This is a genomic window from Flavobacterium sp. K5-23, from assembly GCF_023278045.1.
Lineage (GTDB): Bacteria > Bacteroidota > Bacteroidia > Flavobacteriales > Flavobacteriaceae > Flavobacterium.
Genome location: NZ_CP056783.1, coordinates 2,264,591 through 2,284,943, shown reverse-complemented (window position 1 = coordinate 2,284,943; position 20,353 = coordinate 2,264,591). Strand labels below are relative to the sequence as shown.

At 32.4% G+C, this 20,353-nt stretch carries 13 protein-coding genes and 2 tRNA genes; all 15 read left to right on the top strand.

Annotated features, from left to right (window positions below; translation table 11 throughout):
* Positions 1 to 14: 14 nt before the first annotated feature.
* Positions 15 to 2,456, top strand: coding sequence for a DNA translocase FtsK (locus tag FLAK523_RS10005; RefSeq protein WP_248903015.1), 2,442 nt, complete (start codon positions 15 to 17; stop codon positions 2,454 to 2,456).
* Positions 2,457 to 2,510: 54 nt separating this feature from the next.
* On the top strand, positions 2,511 to 3,155 hold the full coding sequence (locus FLAK523_RS10000; RefSeq protein WP_248903013.1) for an outer membrane lipoprotein carrier protein LolA: 645 nt from the start codon (positions 2,511 to 2,513) through the stop codon (positions 3,153 to 3,155).
* Between the two features lie 7 nt (positions 3,156 to 3,162).
* A complete protein-coding gene (locus FLAK523_RS09995) occupies positions 3,163 to 4,626 on the top strand; it encodes an LptF/LptG family permease (protein ID WP_248903011.1) in 1,464 nt (487 codons plus the stop codon).
* 9 nt (positions 4,627 to 4,635) lie between these two features.
* Positions 4,636 to 5,769, top strand: coding sequence for a 3,4-dihydroxy-2-butanone-4-phosphate synthase (ribB, locus tag FLAK523_RS09990; RefSeq protein WP_248903009.1), 1,134 nt, complete (start codon positions 4,636 to 4,638; stop codon positions 5,767 to 5,769).
* A gap of 166 nt (positions 5,770 to 5,935) precedes the next feature.
* A tRNA-Ser gene (locus FLAK523_RS09985) sits at positions 5,936 to 6,020 on the top strand.
* A 412-nt stretch (positions 6,021 to 6,432) separates the two neighbouring features.
* On the top strand, positions 6,433 to 7,734 hold the full coding sequence (locus tag FLAK523_RS09980; protein WP_248903007.1) for a transporter substrate-binding domain-containing protein: 1,302 nt from the start codon (positions 6,433 to 6,435) through the stop codon (positions 7,732 to 7,734).
* A gap of 81 nt (positions 7,735 to 7,815) precedes the next feature.
* The gene (locus FLAK523_RS09975) at positions 7,816 to 8,289 is read left to right on the top strand and encodes a PAS domain-containing protein (protein ID WP_248903005.1); all 474 of its coding nucleotides are present in this window, start codon (positions 7,816 to 7,818) and stop codon (positions 8,287 to 8,289) included.
* A gap of 16 nt (positions 8,290 to 8,305) precedes the next feature.
* Positions 8,306 to 11,179, top strand: a complete 2,874-nt coding sequence (locus tag FLAK523_RS09970; RefSeq protein ID WP_248903003.1) for a transporter substrate-binding domain-containing protein — start codon at positions 8,306 to 8,308, stop codon at positions 11,177 to 11,179.
* A gap of 11 nt (positions 11,180 to 11,190) precedes the next feature.
* Positions 11,191 to 11,634, top strand: coding sequence for a response regulator (locus tag FLAK523_RS09965; protein WP_248903001.1), 444 nt, complete (start codon positions 11,191 to 11,193; stop codon positions 11,632 to 11,634).
* Complete coding sequence (locus tag FLAK523_RS09960; RefSeq protein WP_248903000.1) at positions 11,635 to 14,451, top strand: response regulator; 2,817 nt, start codon at positions 11,635 to 11,637, stop codon at positions 14,449 to 14,451.
* Between the two features lie 74 nt (positions 14,452 to 14,525).
* Positions 14,526 to 14,804, top strand: coding sequence for a Fic family protein (locus tag FLAK523_RS09955; RefSeq protein WP_248902998.1), 279 nt, complete (start codon positions 14,526 to 14,528; stop codon positions 14,802 to 14,804).
* 115 nt (positions 14,805 to 14,919) lie between these two features.
* On the top strand, positions 14,920 to 15,507 hold the full coding sequence (locus FLAK523_RS09950) for a DUF6642 family protein (RefSeq protein ID WP_248902996.1): 588 nt from the start codon (positions 14,920 to 14,922) through the stop codon (positions 15,505 to 15,507).
* Positions 15,508 to 15,742: 235 nt separating this feature from the next.
* Positions 15,743 to 15,827, top strand: a tRNA-Ser gene (locus FLAK523_RS09945).
* Positions 15,828 to 16,410: 583 nt separating this feature from the next.
* Complete coding sequence (locus FLAK523_RS09940) at positions 16,411 to 16,986, top strand: AraC family transcriptional regulator (protein WP_248908084.1); 576 nt, start codon at positions 16,411 to 16,413, stop codon at positions 16,984 to 16,986.
* A complete protein-coding gene (locus FLAK523_RS09935; protein WP_248902994.1) occupies positions 16,983 to 20,351 on the top strand; it encodes a PAS domain S-box protein in 3,369 nt (1,122 codons plus the stop codon). The genes FLAK523_RS09940 and FLAK523_RS09935 overlap by 4 nt, the downstream gene beginning before the upstream one ends.
* Positions 20,352 to 20,353 lie beyond the last annotated feature (2 nt).

Here is a 20,353-nt window from a genome sequence, read left to right as displayed (position 1 = left end):
CCCCAAATTGAAAAATGGCAAAAACTACAAAGAAAGAAACTTTAGATAAAAAAACGGATTCAAAATCAAAAGTAGAGAAATCATGGGAATTTACTAAACAGCACAAAATTATTTTGGGCAGTCTTTTGGTATTATTTTCTGTCGCTTTACTACTTGCCTTTATTTCCTTTTTTATATACGGGCAAGAAGATCAGAGTGCTGTAAGAGAATTTACAGACCGTTCTGAAACAGTTCAAAATTGGTTAGGGAAATTTGGTGCCTTTTTAGCCGATCTTTTCATATACAAAGGTTTCGGAATCGCTTCGTTCGTTTTCGTTCGTTTAGTTTTCCTTTCCGGTATTTTCCTTGTACTGAATATCCCAACAAAAAAACTAAAGAATATTTGGTTTTGGGATTTATTCGCCATTATTATTCTTTCAATTCTCTTTGGTTTTTTTGCCACCTCTACCCCTGAATTGGGAGGAACAATAGGCTATGAATTAAATATATTTTCTCAAGATTACATTGGAAAAACGGGGACTTTGCTTCTGTTGATTTTTGGTCTAATAATTTATGTTATTTTTAAACTAAAGATTTCCCCTGAAAGAATACAGTCCTTTTTCGAAAATACCAAAAAAGAAATCAAATCGGATTTAGGTTCAAATCCAATAAACACGGGCGATGGCGCCTATAATTTAGAAGAATTTGCAGTGCCCGAAGACGAAGCTTTAGAAAATATTGTTTTAAAACCTACTCCTTCACAATTTGAAATTAATAAAGAATCTTTAAAACCCACGATTAATAATTCATCTGAAATTAATCTGGATCCTGTTTCAAAACCAAAACCTGTTGAAACAAATGTTGTAGAAAGTACAGATGACGTTAAAGATTCTTTTGTGGTTGAAACCGCACCAGAAGAGACAATAATTGAAGAGAATCTAGCTTCACGATTAGTAGCTGATTTTGGATTATTTGATCCAACATTGGATTTATCCAATTACAAATACCCAACAATCGATTTATTAAAAGAATATTCTACTGGTGGAATTACGATCAACCAAGAAGAATTAGAAGAAAATAAAAACCGAATTGTAGATACTTTACGCAACTACAAAATAGAAATTGCTCAAATTAAGGCGACAGTAGGTCCATCTGTAACTTTATACGAAATTGTTCCAGAAGCTGGTATTCGTATTTCAAAAATAAAAAGTTTAGAGGACGATATTGCTTTATCACTATCTGCATTAGGAATCCGTATCATTGCTCCTATCCCAGGAAAAGGAACTATTGGTATCGAAGTTCCAAACAAGAATCCTACAATGGTTTCCATGAAAAGCGTTATAGGTTCGGCAAAATTTCAAGAAGCTGAAATGGAACTTCCTATAGCTTTAGGTAAAACAATTTCAAACGAGACATTTGTAGTCGATCTTGCAAAAATGCCTCACCTTTTAATGGCGGGAGCTACGGGTCAGGGAAAATCTGTTGGTTTAAATGCTGTCTTAACATCATTACTTTACAAGAAACATCCAGCTGAAGTAAAATTTGTTTTGGTCGATCCCAAAAAAGTGGAATTGACTCTTTTCAATAAAATTGAAAGACATTATCTGGCTAAACTTCCAGATACTGACGACGCCATTATTACTGATAATGCTAAAGTAGTCAACACTTTGAACTCGCTTTGTGTTGAAATGGACAATCGTTACTCCTTGCTGAAAGATGCTATGGTGAGAAACATTAAGGAATACAACGATAAGTTTAAATCCAGAAAACTAAATCCAGAAAATGGACACCGTTTTTTACCGTACATCATTTTAGTAGTTGATGAATTTGCCGATTTAATTATGACTGCCGGAAAGGAAGTGGAAATCCCCATAGCCCGACTTGCACAATTAGCTCGTGCCATAGGAATCCATTTAATTATTGCTACACAAAGACCATCTGTAAATGTAATTACAGGATTGATAAAAGCCAACTTCCCTGCAAGAATAGCCTTTAGAGTAACGTCTAAGATTGACTCTAGAACTATTTTGGACACTCAAGGAGCAGATCAATTAATAGGTAGAGGAGATTTACTTTACACTAATGGAAATGATGTAGTAAGGGTACAATGTGCCTTTATAGACACTCCTGAAGTGGAAAGAATCACTGATTTCATTGGTTCACAAAAAGCATATGCGACAGCTTATTTACTTCCAGAATTTGTAGGAGAAGATAGTGGCATCAATCTTGATGTGGATATATCCGACAGAGACGCATTGTTTAGAGAAGCCGCAGAGGTAATTGTAAATGCACAACAAGGATCGGCATCACTATTGCAAAGAAAACTTAAACTAGGCTACAACAGAGCTGGTCGTTTAATAGACCAATTAGAATCTGCTGGAATTGTTGGCCCGTTTGAAGGAAGCAAAGCAAGATCCGTTAATATTCTAGATATGAGTTCTCTTGATCAATTTTTCAACAATGAACAAAACAATTAAACTTTGAAAGCGAAGATTAAAAATTAATACTTCTTTCAAATTAAAAACAAAACCATGATTAAAAAAGCAATCTTATTATCATTCCTTTTATTATTCACTTTTTCGATACAAGCACAAGATCAAAAAGCTAAAAATCTTTTAGATCAAGTAACTTCAAAAGTAAAAAGCTATGATAATATAGTTATAGACTTTAAATATTCTTTAAATAATTCTAAAGAAAACATCAATCAAGACAGCAAAGGAAACGTTACGATGAAAGACAATCGTTATGTTTTAAACTTTATGGGTGTTACTAAAATATTTGACGGAAGAAAAACATACACTATTGTACCCGAAGATGAAGAAATTACTATTTCGAATCTAAATGAAAACGATGATAATGCTATTACACCTTCAAAAATGTTAACTTTTTTCAACCATGGTTACCGTTATTCTATGGATATTTTACAAAATGTAAGAGGCCGCAAAATTCAATACATTAAATTAGTACCTACAAACTCTAGAGATCAGAGAAAAGAAATTCTTTTAGGTATCGATGTACAGACTAAACACATTTATAATCTTATTGAAATAGGTAAAAAAGGAACAAAAACTACTTTAACAGTTAATTCTTTTAAAACCAACCAACCTTTGTCAAAAAATCAATTTACCTTTGCCGAAAATAAATATCCAAATTATTATATCAATAAATTAGATTAAGTTATAGGTGAAAATTCTTGACAAGTACTTATTAAAAACATTCCTGACTACATTTGCCACGGTATTTGTAATCTTATTTTTCATTTTCATTCTTCAAACTATTTGGCTTTTTATAGCTGAATTAGCAGGTAAAGATTTGGATGGATTTATGATTATAAAATTCCTTCTTTTTTCTATGCCTCGAATAATTCCATTGGTACTACCCCTATCGATTTTATTAGCTTCAATTATGACTTTTGGTAATCTCGCTGAGAATTACGAGTTTGCCGCAATGAAATCAGCTGGAATATCGCTTCAAAGAGCAATGAGAAGTTTGACGATATTTATTCTTTTATTGAGCATTGTAGCTTTCTTTTTCGCGAATAATGTAATTCCGTTTGCTGAATACAAGTTCATCAATTTCAGAAAAAGTATCGCTCAAGTAAAACCAGCTATGGCCATAACTGAAGGGCAGTTTAGCAATGTTGGGGATTACAACATTAAAGTAAATAAAAAATCAGGAAAAAACGGAAATGTCCTTACAGGAGTTACGATTCATAAAAAATCGAATATTGGCGATGGAAGTAAAACCGTAATAAAAGCGAAAGATGGCGAACTGATAAGTAGTGAAAAATCAAGCATCTTACAATTAGTTCTCAATAAAGGAAATTATTACGAGGACATCACTCCAAAAAATTACGTAGACCGTAGCAAATTACCATTTGCTAAAAGCGCTTTCGAAAAATACACCATCAATATCGACTTGTCACAATTGAACAAGGTTAACGAAGGCGATGAAAACACAACAAGCACTAATACAATGCTGACCGTAAATGAATTAAACTACACTATTGATTCATTGAAAAATAATTTAAATACTGATATTGCGTCCTATTCAGAAAACATCAATCTAAGAACTGGTATTTCTTTAAATAGTAATACTCCTAAAAGCGACACCACTAAGGCAGCAAAAAAAAACAATAAAATCCCTAACGACATACTATCTTTATATACCAATGTTCAAAAACTAGATCTTTTGAAAATGGCAAGCAGTAATATCCTAAGTACAAGTTACTCCATTGATGCTACAAAAACTGATTTAGACAATAAGCAAAAAAACATCAACAATCACATGTTAGCTTTCTATGATAAATTTGTGATCGCGTTTGCCTGTTTTCTAATGTTTTTCATAGGAGCTCCGTTAGGCGCAATTATTAGAAAAGGAGGCCTTGGTCTACCTATTGTTTTCGCCGTATTGATTTTTATTTCATTTCACTTTATAAATACTTTTGGAAAAAGAATATCGCAGGAAAATGGACTATCTCCGTTTATGGGAGCCTGGATGTCCTCTTTTATACTTTCTCCGTTGGCAATTTTATTAACCTATAGAGCTACAAACGATATAGGACTTATAAATATGGATGTAATTCTAGCTCCATTCCAAAAAATAGCACAAATAATAGCACAAAAAATATTTCCATCTCAAAAATAAATACCACTCATGGTTAATCATAAAATACAACTCAACACAATAGAAGAAGCAATTGAAGATATCCGCCAAGGTAAAATCATAATTGTAGTTGATGATGAAGACAGAGAAAATGAAGGTGATTTCCTTGCTGCAGCCGAAAAGGTTACACCGGAAATGATAAATTTTATGGCCACTCACGGTCGTGGATTAATTTGCGCCCCATTAACAGAAAGCCGTTGTAAAGAATTAGGTTTACACGTAATGGTCAGCAATAATACAGACCCTATGGAAACTGCATTTACAGTTTCGGTAGATTTGAGAGGTAATGGTGTAACAACCGGAATTTCAGCTTCAGACAGGGCGCTAACTATTCAAGCATTAGTAAACCCAGATACAAAACCACATGATTTAGCAAGACCAGGGCATATTTTTCCATTAATTGCTAAACAAGGAGGAGTTCTTAGAAGAACAGGACATACAGAAGCTGCAATCGATTTCGCTCGACTTGCTGGTTTTAAATCGGCTGGGGTAATCGTCGAAATCATGAATGAAGATGGGTCTATGGCTCGTTTACCACAATTGGTTAAAGTCGCTAAAAAATTTAATTTAAAATTAGTTTCTATCGAAGCATTGGTTGCATACAGAATGCAACACGATAGCCTGATTGTAAAGAAAGAGGATTTTGAGATCAAAACCCGTTTTGGAGATTTTAGACTAAGAGCGTACCAGCAAACAACAAATAAGCAGATACATATTGCTTTGACAAAAGGAACTTGGAATTTAGGTGAAGCTATATTGACTAGAATCCACTCTTCTCAAGTAAACAATGATTTATTAGGCACATTAACTAATAATGCAGACCAGCAATTAGATGATATGTTTAGAACAATAAATGATCACGGTAAAGGTGCCGTAATCTTTATTAACCAAGACATGCAATCTGTAAATTTATTAAACCGCATCTCTGAACTGAAAACAATTCAGGCTGGAGGAGAAATGAAAGCACCAAAAATCATCATTGACAACAAAGATTTTGGTATTGGAGCACAAATTCTTCACGATATAGACATTTCTAAAATCCGACTTGTATCGAATACTGAACAAGGGAAACGTGTGGGTATGATAGGTTATGGTCTTGAAATCACAGAATATGTAAAATATTAGCAGCAAATAAGCTAGTTTAACAAAACAACCCAATTCCTAATCACAAGGAAATGAAACAATTAAAAAATAGTTTGAAAAAGGACTGAAATTTTAATCTAAATTGTTTTGAAAACCGAAAAAGGGGCTTATATTTGCACTCGCAATCAGATAATGAAAGCGAAAGACTGGAGAAATGGCAGAGCGGTCGAATGCGGCAGTCTTGAAAACTGTTGACTGTAACAGGTCCGGGGGTTCGAATCCCTCTTTCTCCGCGAAGGAAACCCGAAACGAAAGTTTCGGGTTTTTTGTTTTAAAACTTGTGACAAAAGCTTGCTTTTGAGAACACGTTTTAAAACAAAAAACAAACTCAAAATTTATTTTGAGGCAGGTTTCCTTTGTAGGACTCCCCTTCTGGGATCAGGAACTAATCCCTCTTTCTCCGCTAAGGAAACCCGAAACGAAAGTTTCGGGTTTTTTGTTTTAAAGATTTTGAGAACAAGCTATAAAACGAAAAAGAATATAGTGTTACTTAAATGTGTAAATGTGTTGATACAGCTAATCTTTATCCCTATGCAAAAATAAATGAAGTAGCTAACCTTCAAATGTTATTTCAGTAATTATTAATTTTTAATGCGCTGCCATAAAAACTAATTTAGTACATTTAAATCTGAAATAAAGTATCTTATGACAAAGTCATTCCTTATAAAATTTGCAATTATTGTTTTTTGTTCCCTTAGTTCACCAGAGATAAATGCTCAAAAAACAATAAAAGTGGGTATTTATCAAAATTTTCCTTTGGTTCATAAAGATAATTCTGGGGTTCCAAGTGGTATTTTTGTTGATTTAATAAACGAAATTGCCCTAAAAGAAAATTGGAAAATAGAATATGTTTTCGATACTTGGGATCAAAGTTTAGAGAATTTAAAAGATTCCAAATTAGACATTATAACCAGCATAACCTATCTACCAGAAAGAAAGGAATTTGTTGATTATAATGATGAAGCTGTCATTACTATTTGGGGTGTAGTTTGCACAACCAAAAACGCACCTATCCAAGACATTCTTGATTTAAAAAACAAGAAAGTAGCCGTTCTAAAAGGAGGGGTTCATGGAATCAACTTTTCTAAACTCACTGAAAGATTTGAGCTCAATTGTGAATTTATTGAATTAGATTCATATGATGATGTAATGCAATATGTAAAAACAAATAAATGTGATGCTGGCGTAAGTAATAATATATGGACAAAATCAAATTTAGAAAATTTTGACCTTGTAGAAACTCCTATCCTTTTTAATCCTAATAAACTATTATTTGCAGTACCTAAGGGAAAGAACGAAGAGCTTATTAAAACAATTGACAAACACCTTATTGCTTGGAAAACTGATTCAAGATCGCCCTATCACATTATTTTAAGAAAATGGTATGGAGACAGTGTTATAATAGCTTATCAACTTCCTAAATGGGTGAAATGGGGTGGATTGTTATTAATTTTTGCTATTGGAGTTACCCTAATAATTGCTTGGATATTTAGAAAACTTGTAAAAAGCAAAACTAAAGAACTTACACTAACTAATATCAAACTTCAACAAGAAATTGAAGAGCGAGAAAAAATTACAAAAGTATTGCACGAATCGGAAGAAAAATTTAAAGCTCTCTATAACGAATCGCCTGATATGCTTGTTTCGGTATCATCAAATGATGGTAGTATTTTACAATGTAATGAAACCTTACTTCAGAAGACAGGCTATTTAAGGGAAGAAGTTATTGGAGCTCCAATATTCAAAATGTACCATAATGATTGTAAGGAAGAAGTGAAAAAAGTATTCCATCAATTTGTTGAAACTGGTGAAGTTTCAGAAAAAGAATTAATACTTAAAACTAAAAAAGGGACTAATATTAATGTAAGTCTTAATGTGAAATCCATAAGAGATAAAACAGGAAAAATACTGTTTTCAATATCTTCTTGGAGAGATATTTCCATTTGAAAAAAAACACAAGAGTAACTTTTCAAAAGCAATCAATTAACTCTAGATATCATTAATAATTCATCTTCATTAATTTACTTGATGGACATTGAAGGCAAAATTTTATTATTCAACAGAGAATTTGAAAGACTTTTTAATATAGCTCTTAAGGATTTTGTAGGCTTAACCCGCAACTCAATTATGTCTTTAGAGGTCGCTGATGAACATCGATCTAATGATTTAGTAATTATAAACACTAAAAAAGCCGCAACCTTTGAAGAAGTAAATATAGAATTGGACATTAAACATCATTATTTAACTGTGAAATTTCCGGTTTTTAATGCTGTGGGAGAGGTTTATGCTGTTGGCGGAATTTCTACGGATATTACGGAACGGAAAAAAACCGAAGAAGAGCTTAAAAATTACCGAGAACATTTAGAAGAAATAGTAAAAGACAGAACACTAGAACTTGAAGGAAAAAATAAAAAATTAGATAAATTGAATAAAATTTTTGTGGGGCGCGAATTAAGAATGACCGAACTTAAAAAGGAAATTGAAAAATTGAAAAATCAATAAAAAAAAAGTTGTCAAAATGGAGCAATTTAAACTTTCATATTTTATAAAAACCAAGACTAAAATTTTAGAAATTTTTATTTTGTTATTGATGTTTTTTTCCGCCAACTCATTTTCTCAAACTTTAGAAAAAGATACATTAGTTTTTGGCAGTGACAATAATTTTCCACCATATGAATTTCTTGATAACAAAGGCAACCCTTCCGGATTTAATGTTGATTTGATTAGAGCGATTTCTGAAGAAATGGGGTTTAACGTTAAAATAAAATTAGGGATTTGGTCAAATATCAAATATGAGTTTGAAACCCAAAAAACTATTGATATAGTAGACCTGTTTTATTCAAAAGAGCGTGAAAAAATAGTAGATTATGCAGTTCCTCATGAAATAAATTATGATGAATTGTACGTAAGAAAAGGGGAGCATTCAATCACTTCGGTTGAGCATCTGAAAGGAAAAAGAGTTGCCGCTCAAGCTGGATCAACCTTAATAGAATATTTAATATCTAATTACCCAGAAATAATTGTAGTCCCTGTTCCAAGCGAACCTGAGGCACTAATTCAACTTTCAGAAGGCAAGTGTGACGCTGCTATAGTGTCACAAATTATCGCGCATCATGCATTAAAAAAATATAACATTAAAAATGTAGTGACAATTAGCAGACCTGTTTTACCGAGAGAATTGTCATTTGCTGTATTAAAAGGAAATGACCAGTTATTAAAGCAAATTAATACTGGTTTATTTAGACTTAAGGAAAATGGAAAATTAGATGAGCTAAGAGAAAAATGGATAGAAAAAGAGCAAAAATCCTGGATTGCTGAAAATATAATTCCAATTGGTGTTATTCTAATAATAATAATAATTTTGATATCCAGCTGGATATTAGCGCTTCGTTATACCATTAGAAAAAGAACCAATGAAATTCAACAAGAAATTGAAAAGCGAGAAAAAACAATAAAAGCCCTTTACGAATCTGAAGAAAAATTTAAAATACTTTATAATAAATCGCCCGATATGTTTGTTTCTGTATCACCAATTGATGCCCGTATTTTACAATGTAATGAAACCGTTCTTCAGAAAACAGGTTATTTAAGGGAAGAAGTTATTGGGAATCCAGTATTCAAAATGTATCATGATGATTGTCTGGAAGAAGTAAAAAAAGTATTCAGGGAATTTGGTAAAACTGGGGAAGTTTCTGAAAATGAATTAATTATTAAAACTAAAAAAGGCGATAAAATTTATGTATCACTTAATGTAAGTTCTGTTAGAGATAAAACAGGGGAAATACTATTTTCGATATTTTCTTTGAGAGACCTTTCAATCTGGAAAAAATTAAATAGTGAAGCTAGAGAATCTCATGAAATGATGTTAAATACCATCGAAAACATGACTGATGGATTTGTGTCTTTAGATAAGAATTGGATTTATACCTATGTTAACCAAAGAGCTGCTGCTATGTTTGGCAGAAAACCAGAAGAGTTAGTTGGAAAACATATTTGGACCGAGTTTCCAGAAGGCGTAGGCCAACCGTTTTATAACAACTACCACAAAGCAGTAGAAACCCGAGAATTTATCAGTTTTGAAGATTATTATTCGCCTTGGGATCGTTGGTTTGAAAACAATATAGTGCCCACAGAAGATGGCTTATCCATCTTTTTCCATGATGTTACAGACCGTAAAAAAGCTGTACAAGCCCTCAAAGAAAGCGAACAGCGCTTTGTAGCTTTTATGAATAATACATCAGCAATTGCTTGGATAAAAGATGAAAATCTAGCTTATGTTTTCTTAAACAAAGCGTATGAAGAGAAATTTAATATTTCATTGGAAACCATTAAAGGAAAAGATGATTTGTCAATTTTTGACAAAGAAACCGCACTGCAACTTCAAAAAAATGATCGTTTGGTACTAGAAACCAATCAATTATTGGAAACCGAGGAAATTATAAGGGATGAAAACGGTCATGTTTTGCATTACTTGATAAATAAATTTTCGATACAAGTTGAAGAGGGAAAAACTTTTGTATGTGGTATGGCCATAGACATTACTGACCGTAAAAAAACAGAACATGAGCTTAAAAAGTATAGAGAGAATTTATCAGAAATGGTCCAAGAACGTACCAAAGAATTAGCACAAAGCCAAGATGCCTTATTAAACTTAGTTGATGATATCAATGAACAATCAGAACGAATAGAAAAAGCTAACCAAAAACTAGTGGAAATCAATGCCGAAATGGAAACTTTTACCTATTCCGTATCACACGATTTAAAAGCTCCATTAAGAGGGATTGATGGATATAGTAAATTATTGATAGATCTTTATAAAAAAGATCTGAATGAAGAGGCCCAAGAATTTTTAAATAATATTCGAGGTGGTGCAAAACAAATGAATCATTTAATTGAAGACTTACTGTCTTATTCGCACTTAGAACGACAAGATTTTCAAATTAAAAATGTAGCGTTACAACCATTAATTAATGATTTGATAGTACTCTTGTCAGGTGAAATAAAAAAGTCAAAAGTTCAAATCAAAACGTCTTTACCAAAAGATTTTATGCTTTTGGCTGATACTAACGGATTAAAATTAGTGATTCGTAATTTGTTAGATAATGCTATAAAATTTTCAAGTAAAAGTGAAAAACCTGAAATTGAAATCGGAAGTAGCGAAAATTCAACACATTGGCTTATATTTGTTAAGGACAACGGGATTGGTTTTGACATGAAATACCATGACAGGATCTTTAAAATATTCCAACGTTTACATTTACCAGAAGAATTTGAAGGAACCGGAATTGGTTTAGCTATGGTAGAAAAAGCCATGCGAAGAATGAATGGAAGGATTTGGGCCGAAAGTGAAATGAACAAAGGAACTTGTTTTTATTTAGAATTTAAAAAATAAAACTTCATCGTATGAAAAAAAAATTATACAACAATCCAATTTTATTAGTAGAAGACAGTCCTGTTGATGTTGATTTAACCTTACGTGCTTTTAAAACTAAAAACCTCACTAATCCCATTCAAGTGGCGCGTGATGGTGAAGAAGCTTTGAGTTATATCCAAAAATGGGACGAAGGAGAATTGATTCCAGTTGTTATTCTACTTGATTTAAAATTGCCTAAAGTGGATGGTTTAGAAGTGTTGAGAATCTTCAAATCTCATGAGCATTACAAGGCCATCCCAATTGTGGTATTAACCTCATCCCTAGAAAGTACAGACCTCGAAAGGGCTTATAAATTTGGTGTGAATTCGTATATTGTAAAACCGGTTAATTTTGATAATTTTATAGAAGTGGCTAGTCAAATAGAATTGTACTGGAGTGTGTTAAACAAACCATTAATAAAAAACGAATTGTAGATGAAAATATTGTTATTGGAAGATAATCCTACAGATGCTGATTTAGTAGGTAGAGCGATCAAGAATCGTTGGCCAAATGCTGATTTACACCTAGCGACTACACTGTCTGTGGCGCGTAGTTTGCTTAAAGAGGAACAACCTTTTGACATCGCTTTAATTGATTTAAACCTGCCTGATGGCAATGGAATGGATTTGTTGATTGAGTTACGTACGGCGTACAATAATTTGCCTGTCATTATATTTACATCTGTAGGCTCCGAAGATATTGCCATAGCAAGTCTTAAAGCTGGCGCCAATAATTATTTGCCTAAAAGACAAGGTTATCAAGAAATTATCCCAGATCAAATAGAGTTTACCTTAAACCATACGATTGAAAACAGAAAACACATCAAAGTTTTATACGTTGAAGATCATAAAGCGGATGTAGAATTAACCAAAAATCACTTTGGTAGATACGCTCCATACATTCATTTAAATGTAATTGCTTCTGGCGAGTTGGCATTAAGTGAATTACCTACTAATTCCGGAATCGAAAGCGATTACGATGTGCTTTTACTCGATTTTCAATTACCAGGTATCAATGCTTTAGAAATTATTAAAGAAATAAGACAAGTACGTAAGTTGTTAATTCCAATAGTAATTGTGACGGGTCAAGGTGATGAGAATATAGCTGTTGAAGCTTTAAAAATTGGTGCCGATGATTATGTGACAAAACACAATAATTACTTGATACATTTGCCTACAGTATTGTTGAACGCCTATAGACGACGTGAATTAGAACGCCAAAAACAAGCCTTAAAACAAAGCGAAACGAAATTTAGATTACTAGCGGATTATGCTACTGAATGGGAGTTTTGGATTGATCAAAAAGGAACATATATCTATAACTCTCCAACATGCGAAAAAATATGTGGATACACTCACGAAGATTTTGTGAAGAATAATAATTTACTCGTAGAAATAGCCCATACAGATTATAGAGAAATGCTTGACAATCATTTTTTAAGACTAGAAGAATTGATATATAAACCTATAGAGTTTATTATTATATGTCTTAATGGAAATGAAAAATGGATCAGTCATTTTTGCAGGCCAGTCTATGATGATGATGGAAATTATTTAGGACAGCGCGGTGTAAATAAAGACATTACTGAACAAAAAAGAGCAGAAACCATTCAAAGTGTTATATTAAATATTTCCAATGCCGTACAAACTACTCCTGACATAGGTGAGTTTATGCAATTTGTACATACAGAATTAGGCCGTTTAGTAGATGTAACCAATTTCTTTGTGGCACTTTACAATAAAAAAGCCAATACGTTTAATTTGCCATTTTATAAGGATTTACAGGAGGACATCTCTGAATTTCCCGCTGGAAAAACACTTACTTCACTGGTGTTTAAAAAAGGTGTTTCCTTGTTATTGAATGCTGAAGATGTGATTCAATTGGAAAAAGAAGAGGGAATTGAACAAATTGGTTTTGAATCAAAAATTTGGCTTGGAGTCCCACTTAAAATAAAAGGAAAAGTAATAGGCGTCATAGTTGTACAGAGCTATACCAATCCTGATGCTTATACTGAGAAAGACAAAGAAGTATTAGAAATCATTTCTCACCAAATTAGTATTTCTATCGAGCGTATTAGGCATGAAGAAGATTTAGTTAAAGCATTAGATAAAGCACAAGAATCTGATCGATTAAAATCAGCCTTTTTAGCCAATATGAGTCATGAAATTCGCACACCTATGAATGGAATTCTTGGCTTTGCTGAATTGCTGAAAGAACCCGGTTTAAATAGCGAAGAGCAACAAGAATATATTGATATTATTGGAAAAAGTGGTGCGCGAATGCTTAATATCATCAATGACATTGTAACTATATCCAAAATTGAATCTGGAACAATGGATACGTATAATTCTGAGATTAATATTAATGAACAAACAGAATTTGTATATAACCTCTTAAAACTTGATGCTGAAAAGAAAGGACTAAATATTATTATTAACAATGGGGTGCCTGATAAAGAATCGTTTATTAATACAGATAAGGAAAAATTTATTAGTATCCTTTCTAATCTTGTGAAAAACGCTATAAAATACACAGATCAAGGGTCAATAGAATTTGGATATGTTTTAAAAAAGAACAGCATCCCTGATAGTTCTTTTAATCTTGAATTTTACATAAAGGACACCGGAATAGGTATTTCAAAAGACAGACAGGAAGCCATCTTTGAACGTTTTATACAAGCAGAAATTGTTGACAGAATGGCTCGTGAAGGAGCCGGTTTGGGATTAACAATTTCAAGAGCTTATGTTGCTATGCTTGGAGGTACAATTTGGACAGAAAGCGAAGAAGGGAAAGGGAGTACTTTTTACTTTACCATTCCATATAATTCTGATTACAAACAAAAAATAATTATTGAAAATGACGTGTCGGCAGACACAGAAAGGCATATTAAAAAGTTGAAAATTTTAATTGCTGAAGATGACGAAATATCTAAAAAGCTAATTTCAAAATCAGTCGAAACGTATAGTAAAGAAACGTTAAAAGTTAGTACTGGTAAAGAGGCAGTTGAGGTTTTCCGCAATAATCCTGACATTGATTTAATATTGATGGACATTCAAATGCCTGATTTAAACGGTTATGAAGCAACTCGTGAAATTCGACAATTTAACAAAGAAGTTATAATTATAGCACAGACAGCTTTTGGACTATCTGAGGACAGAGATAAGACAATCGAAGCTGGATGCAATAATTATATTAAGAAACCCATTATAAAAAATGAATTATTGGCATTGATTCGAAATTACTTCCAGTAATAATTAAAAGTAAATAGCCAATTAAACAGAACTTTTATTTTAAAAACTTCTTCAACAATAAGAGTTTCGAATAAATGTATAAGAAGGTTTTTCAGTCACGATATACCGTCCTGCTACGGGCAAGTCTTTACTATTTTACTCAAATCGAAAGAGACTTATGGGTATTAGACGGAGAAATGAATCGTGATGAAATACAAGAAGCATTGGAGTTAAAACACCGTGACAATTTACGAGATACGTATTTAAACTCCGCCATAGAAGAAGGTTGGGTTGAAATGACCATTCCGGATAAACCTACCCGTTCAAAACAAACCTATCATCTAACCAAAAAAGGACTAAAAAAAAAGCATTGAAAGCAAAAAATTGCGATACCTAATTAAAACGGATGTCATCTTAAAATTATAATACAAAAAATATCCGAAACTGTCTTTTTGACTTTAGACTTTAAGACTTATTAATTCACAACTAATGAATACTCTAGATAAAACCATTTACTTAGATCCAGATAAATTTATTTTCTGTCTCGAAGCCGTTCCAGACATAGAAATTTCCACCACTACTGAAGTACTCAAAAACTTAGAGTTATTAGCGCTAGAGCAAGGGATTTCGAGTATTTATAAAACCTGTGACACAATTGAAGGATTAGAAGAAAGTTTAGGTGCCTTGCGCTATGATGACCATAACTTTAAAGATTATGAAATAATCTACTTAGTTATGAAAGGCGAAGCAAACAACATTTGCCTCAATGACTATTATTACAGTCTAGAAGAAATAGCGGAGCTTTTTGAAGGAAAACTGACGGGGAAAATTATGCATTTTGCCAATACAAAAATCTTAGACTTAAGCGAGGAAGAAGCCCAATACTTTTTGGACATTACAGGAGCGCGTGCGATTTCAGGTTACGGAGTGGCATTTAACAACCTAACAAGCATCAATCTTGACAAATCATTCTTTTGTTTGTGTCAAGAAGAAGATAATGTCATTGAGATTGTTGAAGAATTACATCAAAAACACTATGAACTTTGCAAACTACTCGATTTTAGGTTATATTATTAAGATTCTTTTTTTGCACTCGAATTGTTCTTTATCTAACTATTCAATATGCAAGAATCACAATTTTAGAATACCTATCTGTCTTAAAAAGAACAAAGTATAAAAAACAAAAAAACAATTCAATAAAAGAGGAAAATTATTTGATACAAAAAACAGAAAATTCTATTGATTTTCTATTTTATATATCAAAACAAATCCTATATTTGCACTCGCAATCAGATAATGAAAGCGACAGACTGGAGAAATGGCAGAGCGGTCGAATGCGGCAGTCTTGAAAACTGTTGACTGTAACAGGTCCGGGGGTTCGAATCCCTCTTTCTCCGCGAAGGAAACCCGAAACGAAAGTTTCGGGTTTTTTGTTTTAAAACTTGTGACAAAAGCTTGCTTTTGAGAACACGTTTTAAAACAAAAAACAAACTCAAAATTTATTTTGAGGCAGGTTTCCGTTGAAGGACTCCCCTTTTAGTATCAGGAACTATTTTTTTCTAATGGCGTCCGCCCTCCATATAATATAGACTTTCTTAAAACACATTTAATTTTACCTAATAAATACATCATTCCTATTAATGTCAATAAGAAAGGTCCTAAACCAAGAGTTCATAGGGAAACCCTAAAAAAATCAAAGTCATCTTGAAAACACATTTAATTGTTTTAGAATTAATTAGAAACTCTTTTGTCAAGTCTTATTTGTAACTTTAAAAAAATAATGCCAATTAGATTCAAATCAGTTTAAATCTAACTAACTCTATTTCCAAAAAATATCAGGATTTATTAAAAATAAATTCAATTAATATGTGTGAATTATACAACTTTTTATGAAATTTGTATAAGTCTTTTCGAAAATAATAGCCCGAATTTTACCTAATCTGTTTAAAACAAAATAATTTGAAATTATATATAAAATACATGGTTAGCAACCGATGTAAAATAGCTGTAAAAGAAGAGTTAAGAAGCCTAGGTCTACATTTTATTGTAGTTGATTTAGGCGAAGTTGAGATCATGGAAAACATTTCAATCGAACAACGTACTATTCTCAAAGCCAACCTGCGAAATTCAGGGTTGGAATTAATGGATGATAAAAAAGCAATGCTGATTGAAAAAATCAAAAATGTAATTATCGAAATGGTTCACCACTCTGCGGAAGTTATCAAAATAAATTTCTCCGATTACTTAAGCGAAAAATTAAACCACGATTATACGTATTTATCTAATTTATTTTCAGAGGTACAGGGAACTACAATCGAACAATTTATTATCGCCCATAAAACGGAACGCATCAAAGAATTGATTATTTATGGCGAACACAATATTACCGAAATAGCTTGGAAAATGGGATACAGTAGTGTGGCGCATTTATCAAGTCAGTTCAAGAAAGTTACAGGACTTTCCCCTTCTCATTTTAAACAATTGAAAGACAAAAGGCGAAGCCCAATTGAAGAGATTGGCAATCCAATTGATAAAAATTCCACAACCGCTTTATGAAATTAGTATCCGAAAAAAGAACATACCTTTCTTATTTCCTTATGGCAATACTGTTGCTATCGGTATTGGTTATTTTCTATTATAATAATATAAAAGCAAAATCAACAAGTAATTTGATTGAGCATACTCAGGAAGTGATCCATAAAAGTGACAATATCCTTTTGGGTATTCTTGATATTGAAACTATGTCAAGAGGCTATATGATTACGGAGAATGACTTTTTTTTAGAATCATTCAAAAGCTCGGTAAATAAAATGAATGCGAACTTGTTCGCATTATCGGAACTCACTAAAGAAAATATTAATCAGCAAGTACGCATCGATTCCTTGAAAGGTAAAACTGTCGAAAAGTTAATATTAGTTAACCAGATAATTGAAGACAGAAAGCAAAATAAATTGACCGAAAGTGAAAAGTTACAAATCCTTATAAAAGGGAAAAACATTACACAAAAAATAAAAAAATTACTTACGGATATTAATTCAGCCGAGTTTCGATTACTCAAACAACGAAAAATTGAAAAGGAACAAAGCAATACTTATTCTCAATTTCTGTTTTTTATTCTTCTTATTTTCATCGTTGCAATTTTTACTTTTATCTTTATAAATGTCAAAAATTTAAAAACTAGAAATAACCAATTAGAGGCATTTACGGCAGACCAAAAATTAGCCTCACAATATTCTCTAAGCCTCATTGAAGCAAGTCTTGATCCATTAGTAACCATTAGTACCGAAGGTAAAATTATGGATACTAATCAAGCAACGGTAAATATTACAGGAGTGGAACGAAATGAACTTATAGGTTCTGATTTCTTCGATTATTTCACAGAACCACAAAAAGCTCGGGAAGTATATCAAGAAGTTTTTGCCAAAGGATCTGTTGCTGATTCTCCTCTTACAATTAGACATAAAGAAGGAAAACTTACTGATGTTTTATTCAACGGATCAGTTTATAAAGATGATAGTGGTACTATTTTGGGAGTGGTAATCGTTGCCAGAGATATCGCTGAACAAAAGTGGGCGTTAGATTTACGTATTGCCAACAAAGAATTAGCTTTTCAAAACAAAGAAAAAGAAGAGCGTGCAAATGAGTTGATTATTGCTAACGAAGAACTTGCCTACCAAAATAAAGAAAGGGAGAATCGAGCGAATGAACTTGTAATTGCAAATGAAGAATTGGCTTTTCAAAACAAGATAAAAGAAAAACGAGCAGCTGAGTTAGTTATTGCCAATAAAGAACTGGCATATCAAAATGATGAAAAGGAAAAACGGGCCGCAGAATTAGTGATTGCCGACATTGAACTTAAATTCCAGAATAAAGAAAAAGAAAAAAGGGAAATAGACAATAAAGAACTCGAAAAAATCAACAATTCTTTAAAGCTAGCTTCAAAATACGCTAGGAGTTTATTAGAAGCAAGTTTAGATCCTCTTGTAACCATTAGTCCAGCAGGAAAAATAACAGATGTTAATAATGCATTAATTGAAGCTACCGGAGTATCGCGTGAAATGCTTATTGGCACTGATTTTTCTAATTATTTTACCGAGCCTGAAAAAGCACAAGAAGGATACAGACAAGTTTTTGAAAAAGGGTATGTTGAAGATTATCCATTAACCTTAAAACATTTAAACGGAGAATTAATAGATGTTTTATACAATGCATCCGTTTATAGGGATGATGACGGTAATGTTCTTGGGGTTTTTGCAGCAGCAAGAGATATTACAGTTCAAAAAAGAATAGCAACCGAACTGATTGAGGCCAAAATTTTTGCCGAGTTAGCAACGGGGATTGCTGAAGAAGAAAAAAGAAATGCCGAGAATGCTACACAAATTGCTGAAACTGCCGTAAAAGCAAAACAACAATTTTTGTCCAATATGAGTCACGAAATCCGGACGCCTATGAATGCAATTATCGGATTTACTAAAGTAGTGCTCAAAACAGATTTATCCGATAAGCAAAAAGAATATTTAACAGCCATAAAATTGAGTGGGGATGCACTAATTGTACTAATCAATGACATTCTTGATTTAGCAAAAGTTGATGCTGGAAAAATGACTTTTGAAAAAGTACCTTTTAAATTATCCTCTTCAATTTCAGCAATGCTTCACGTATTTGAAACAAAAATAAAGGAAAAAAATCTAGAATTGGTAACGGAATATGATGATACCATTCCAAAAGTATTACTGGGAGATCCTGTTCGCCTTCATCAAATCATCTTGAATCTAGTAAGTAATGCCATAAAATTCACTTCAAAAGGAAAAATTACCGTTAGTATTCGTTTATTGGATGAAGATGAAGAAAACTCTACTATTGAATTTGCCGTTTCGGATACAGGAATAGGAATTGCGGAAAGTAAAATAGACTCTATTTTTGATGATTTCCAACAGGCAACCAGCGACACCTCAAGATTGTATGGAGGAACAGGATTAGGACTTGCCATCGTTAAGCAATTAGTAGAACCACAAGGCGGTACCATTACCGTAAAAAGTAAAATTAACGAAGGCTCCACCTTTAGTTTTATTTTAAGTTTTCAAAAAACAGCAATAGAAGTTGGAGTGGAAACTGAAATAGTTGAATTGGATTCCGAAATCAATAATATAAAAGTCTTGGTTGTTGAAGACATTCCCCTGAATCAATTATTGATGAAAACCCTTTTGGATGATTTTGGATTTGAAAGCGAAATTGCCGAAAACGGAAAAATTGCCATCGAGAAACTTGAAAAAACATCCTATGACATTGTTTTAATGGACTTACAAATGCCTGTAATGAATGGGTTTGAGGCTACAAAACACATTCGGAATACAATGAATTTAAAAATTCCAATCGTTGCTTTAACTGCTGATGTTACCACAGTTGACTTAGCAAAATGTAAAGAAGTTGGAATGAATGATTACATAGCAAAACCAGTTGACGAACGTATATTGCATAGCAAAATTGTAGGCCTTATAAAAAATAATATAACTACTAAAACTGACCTTAATAGTAAAAACAAGAGTGTACAAGAAAATGTAAGACCAAAATGCATCAACTTGGATTATTTAAATATTCGAACAAAATCAAATTCCAGGTTAATGATGGAAATGATTTCACTCTATATACAACATACACCACCCATACTTAGTACAATGAAGCAAAGTATGGAAGATGAAAATTGGCCTTTATTAAGTGCGGCAGTTCATAAAATCATTCCCTCTTTTTCAATAATGGGTATAAATTCAAAATATGAAAATATCGCGAAAAAAATTATTGAACACTCAAATAAAGAACAATTCACAGAAGAGATAAAATCATTAGTCATTGAAATAGATGAAATATGCAATCAAGCTTGTGAAGAATTAGAAATTGAATTAAACATACTTAAAAATACTTAATC

Bases quoted from the DNA above. Each gene is read 5' to 3' on its own strand.
- FLAK523_RS09950 (WP_248902996.1), top strand. From the start codon at position 14,920: ATGAATACTCTAGATAAAACCATTTACTTAGATCCAGATAAATTTATT.
- FLAK523_RS10005 (WP_248903015.1), top strand. From the start codon at position 15: ATGGCAAAAACTACAAAGAAAGAAACTTTAGATAAAAAAACGGATTCA.
- FLAK523_RS09970 (WP_248903003.1), top strand. From the start codon at position 8,306: ATGGAGCAATTTAAACTTTCATATTTTATAAAAACCAAGACTAAAATT.
- FLAK523_RS09965 (WP_248903001.1), top strand. From the start codon at position 11,191: ATGAAAAAAAAATTATACAACAATCCAATTTTATTAGTAGAAGACAGT.
- ribB (WP_248903009.1), top strand. From the start codon at position 4,636: ATGGTTAATCATAAAATACAACTCAACACAATAGAAGAAGCAATTGAA.
- FLAK523_RS10000 (WP_248903013.1), top strand. From the start codon at position 2,511: ATGATTAAAAAAGCAATCTTATTATCATTCCTTTTATTATTCACTTTT.
- FLAK523_RS09955 (WP_248902998.1), top strand. From the start codon at position 14,526: ATGTATAAGAAGGTTTTTCAGTCACGATATACCGTCCTGCTACGGGCA.
- FLAK523_RS09940 (WP_248908084.1), top strand. From the start codon at position 16,411: ATGGTTAGCAACCGATGTAAAATAGCTGTAAAAGAAGAGTTAAGAAGC.
- FLAK523_RS09960 (WP_248903000.1), top strand. From the start codon at position 11,635: ATGAAAATATTGTTATTGGAAGATAATCCTACAGATGCTGATTTAGTA.
- FLAK523_RS09980 (WP_248903007.1), top strand. From the start codon at position 6,433: ATGACAAAGTCATTCCTTATAAAATTTGCAATTATTGTTTTTTGTTCC.
- FLAK523_RS09935 (WP_248902994.1), top strand. From the start codon at position 16,983: ATGAAATTAGTATCCGAAAAAAGAACATACCTTTCTTATTTCCTTATG.
- FLAK523_RS09975 (WP_248903005.1), top strand. From the start codon at position 7,816: ATGGACATTGAAGGCAAAATTTTATTATTCAACAGAGAATTTGAAAGA.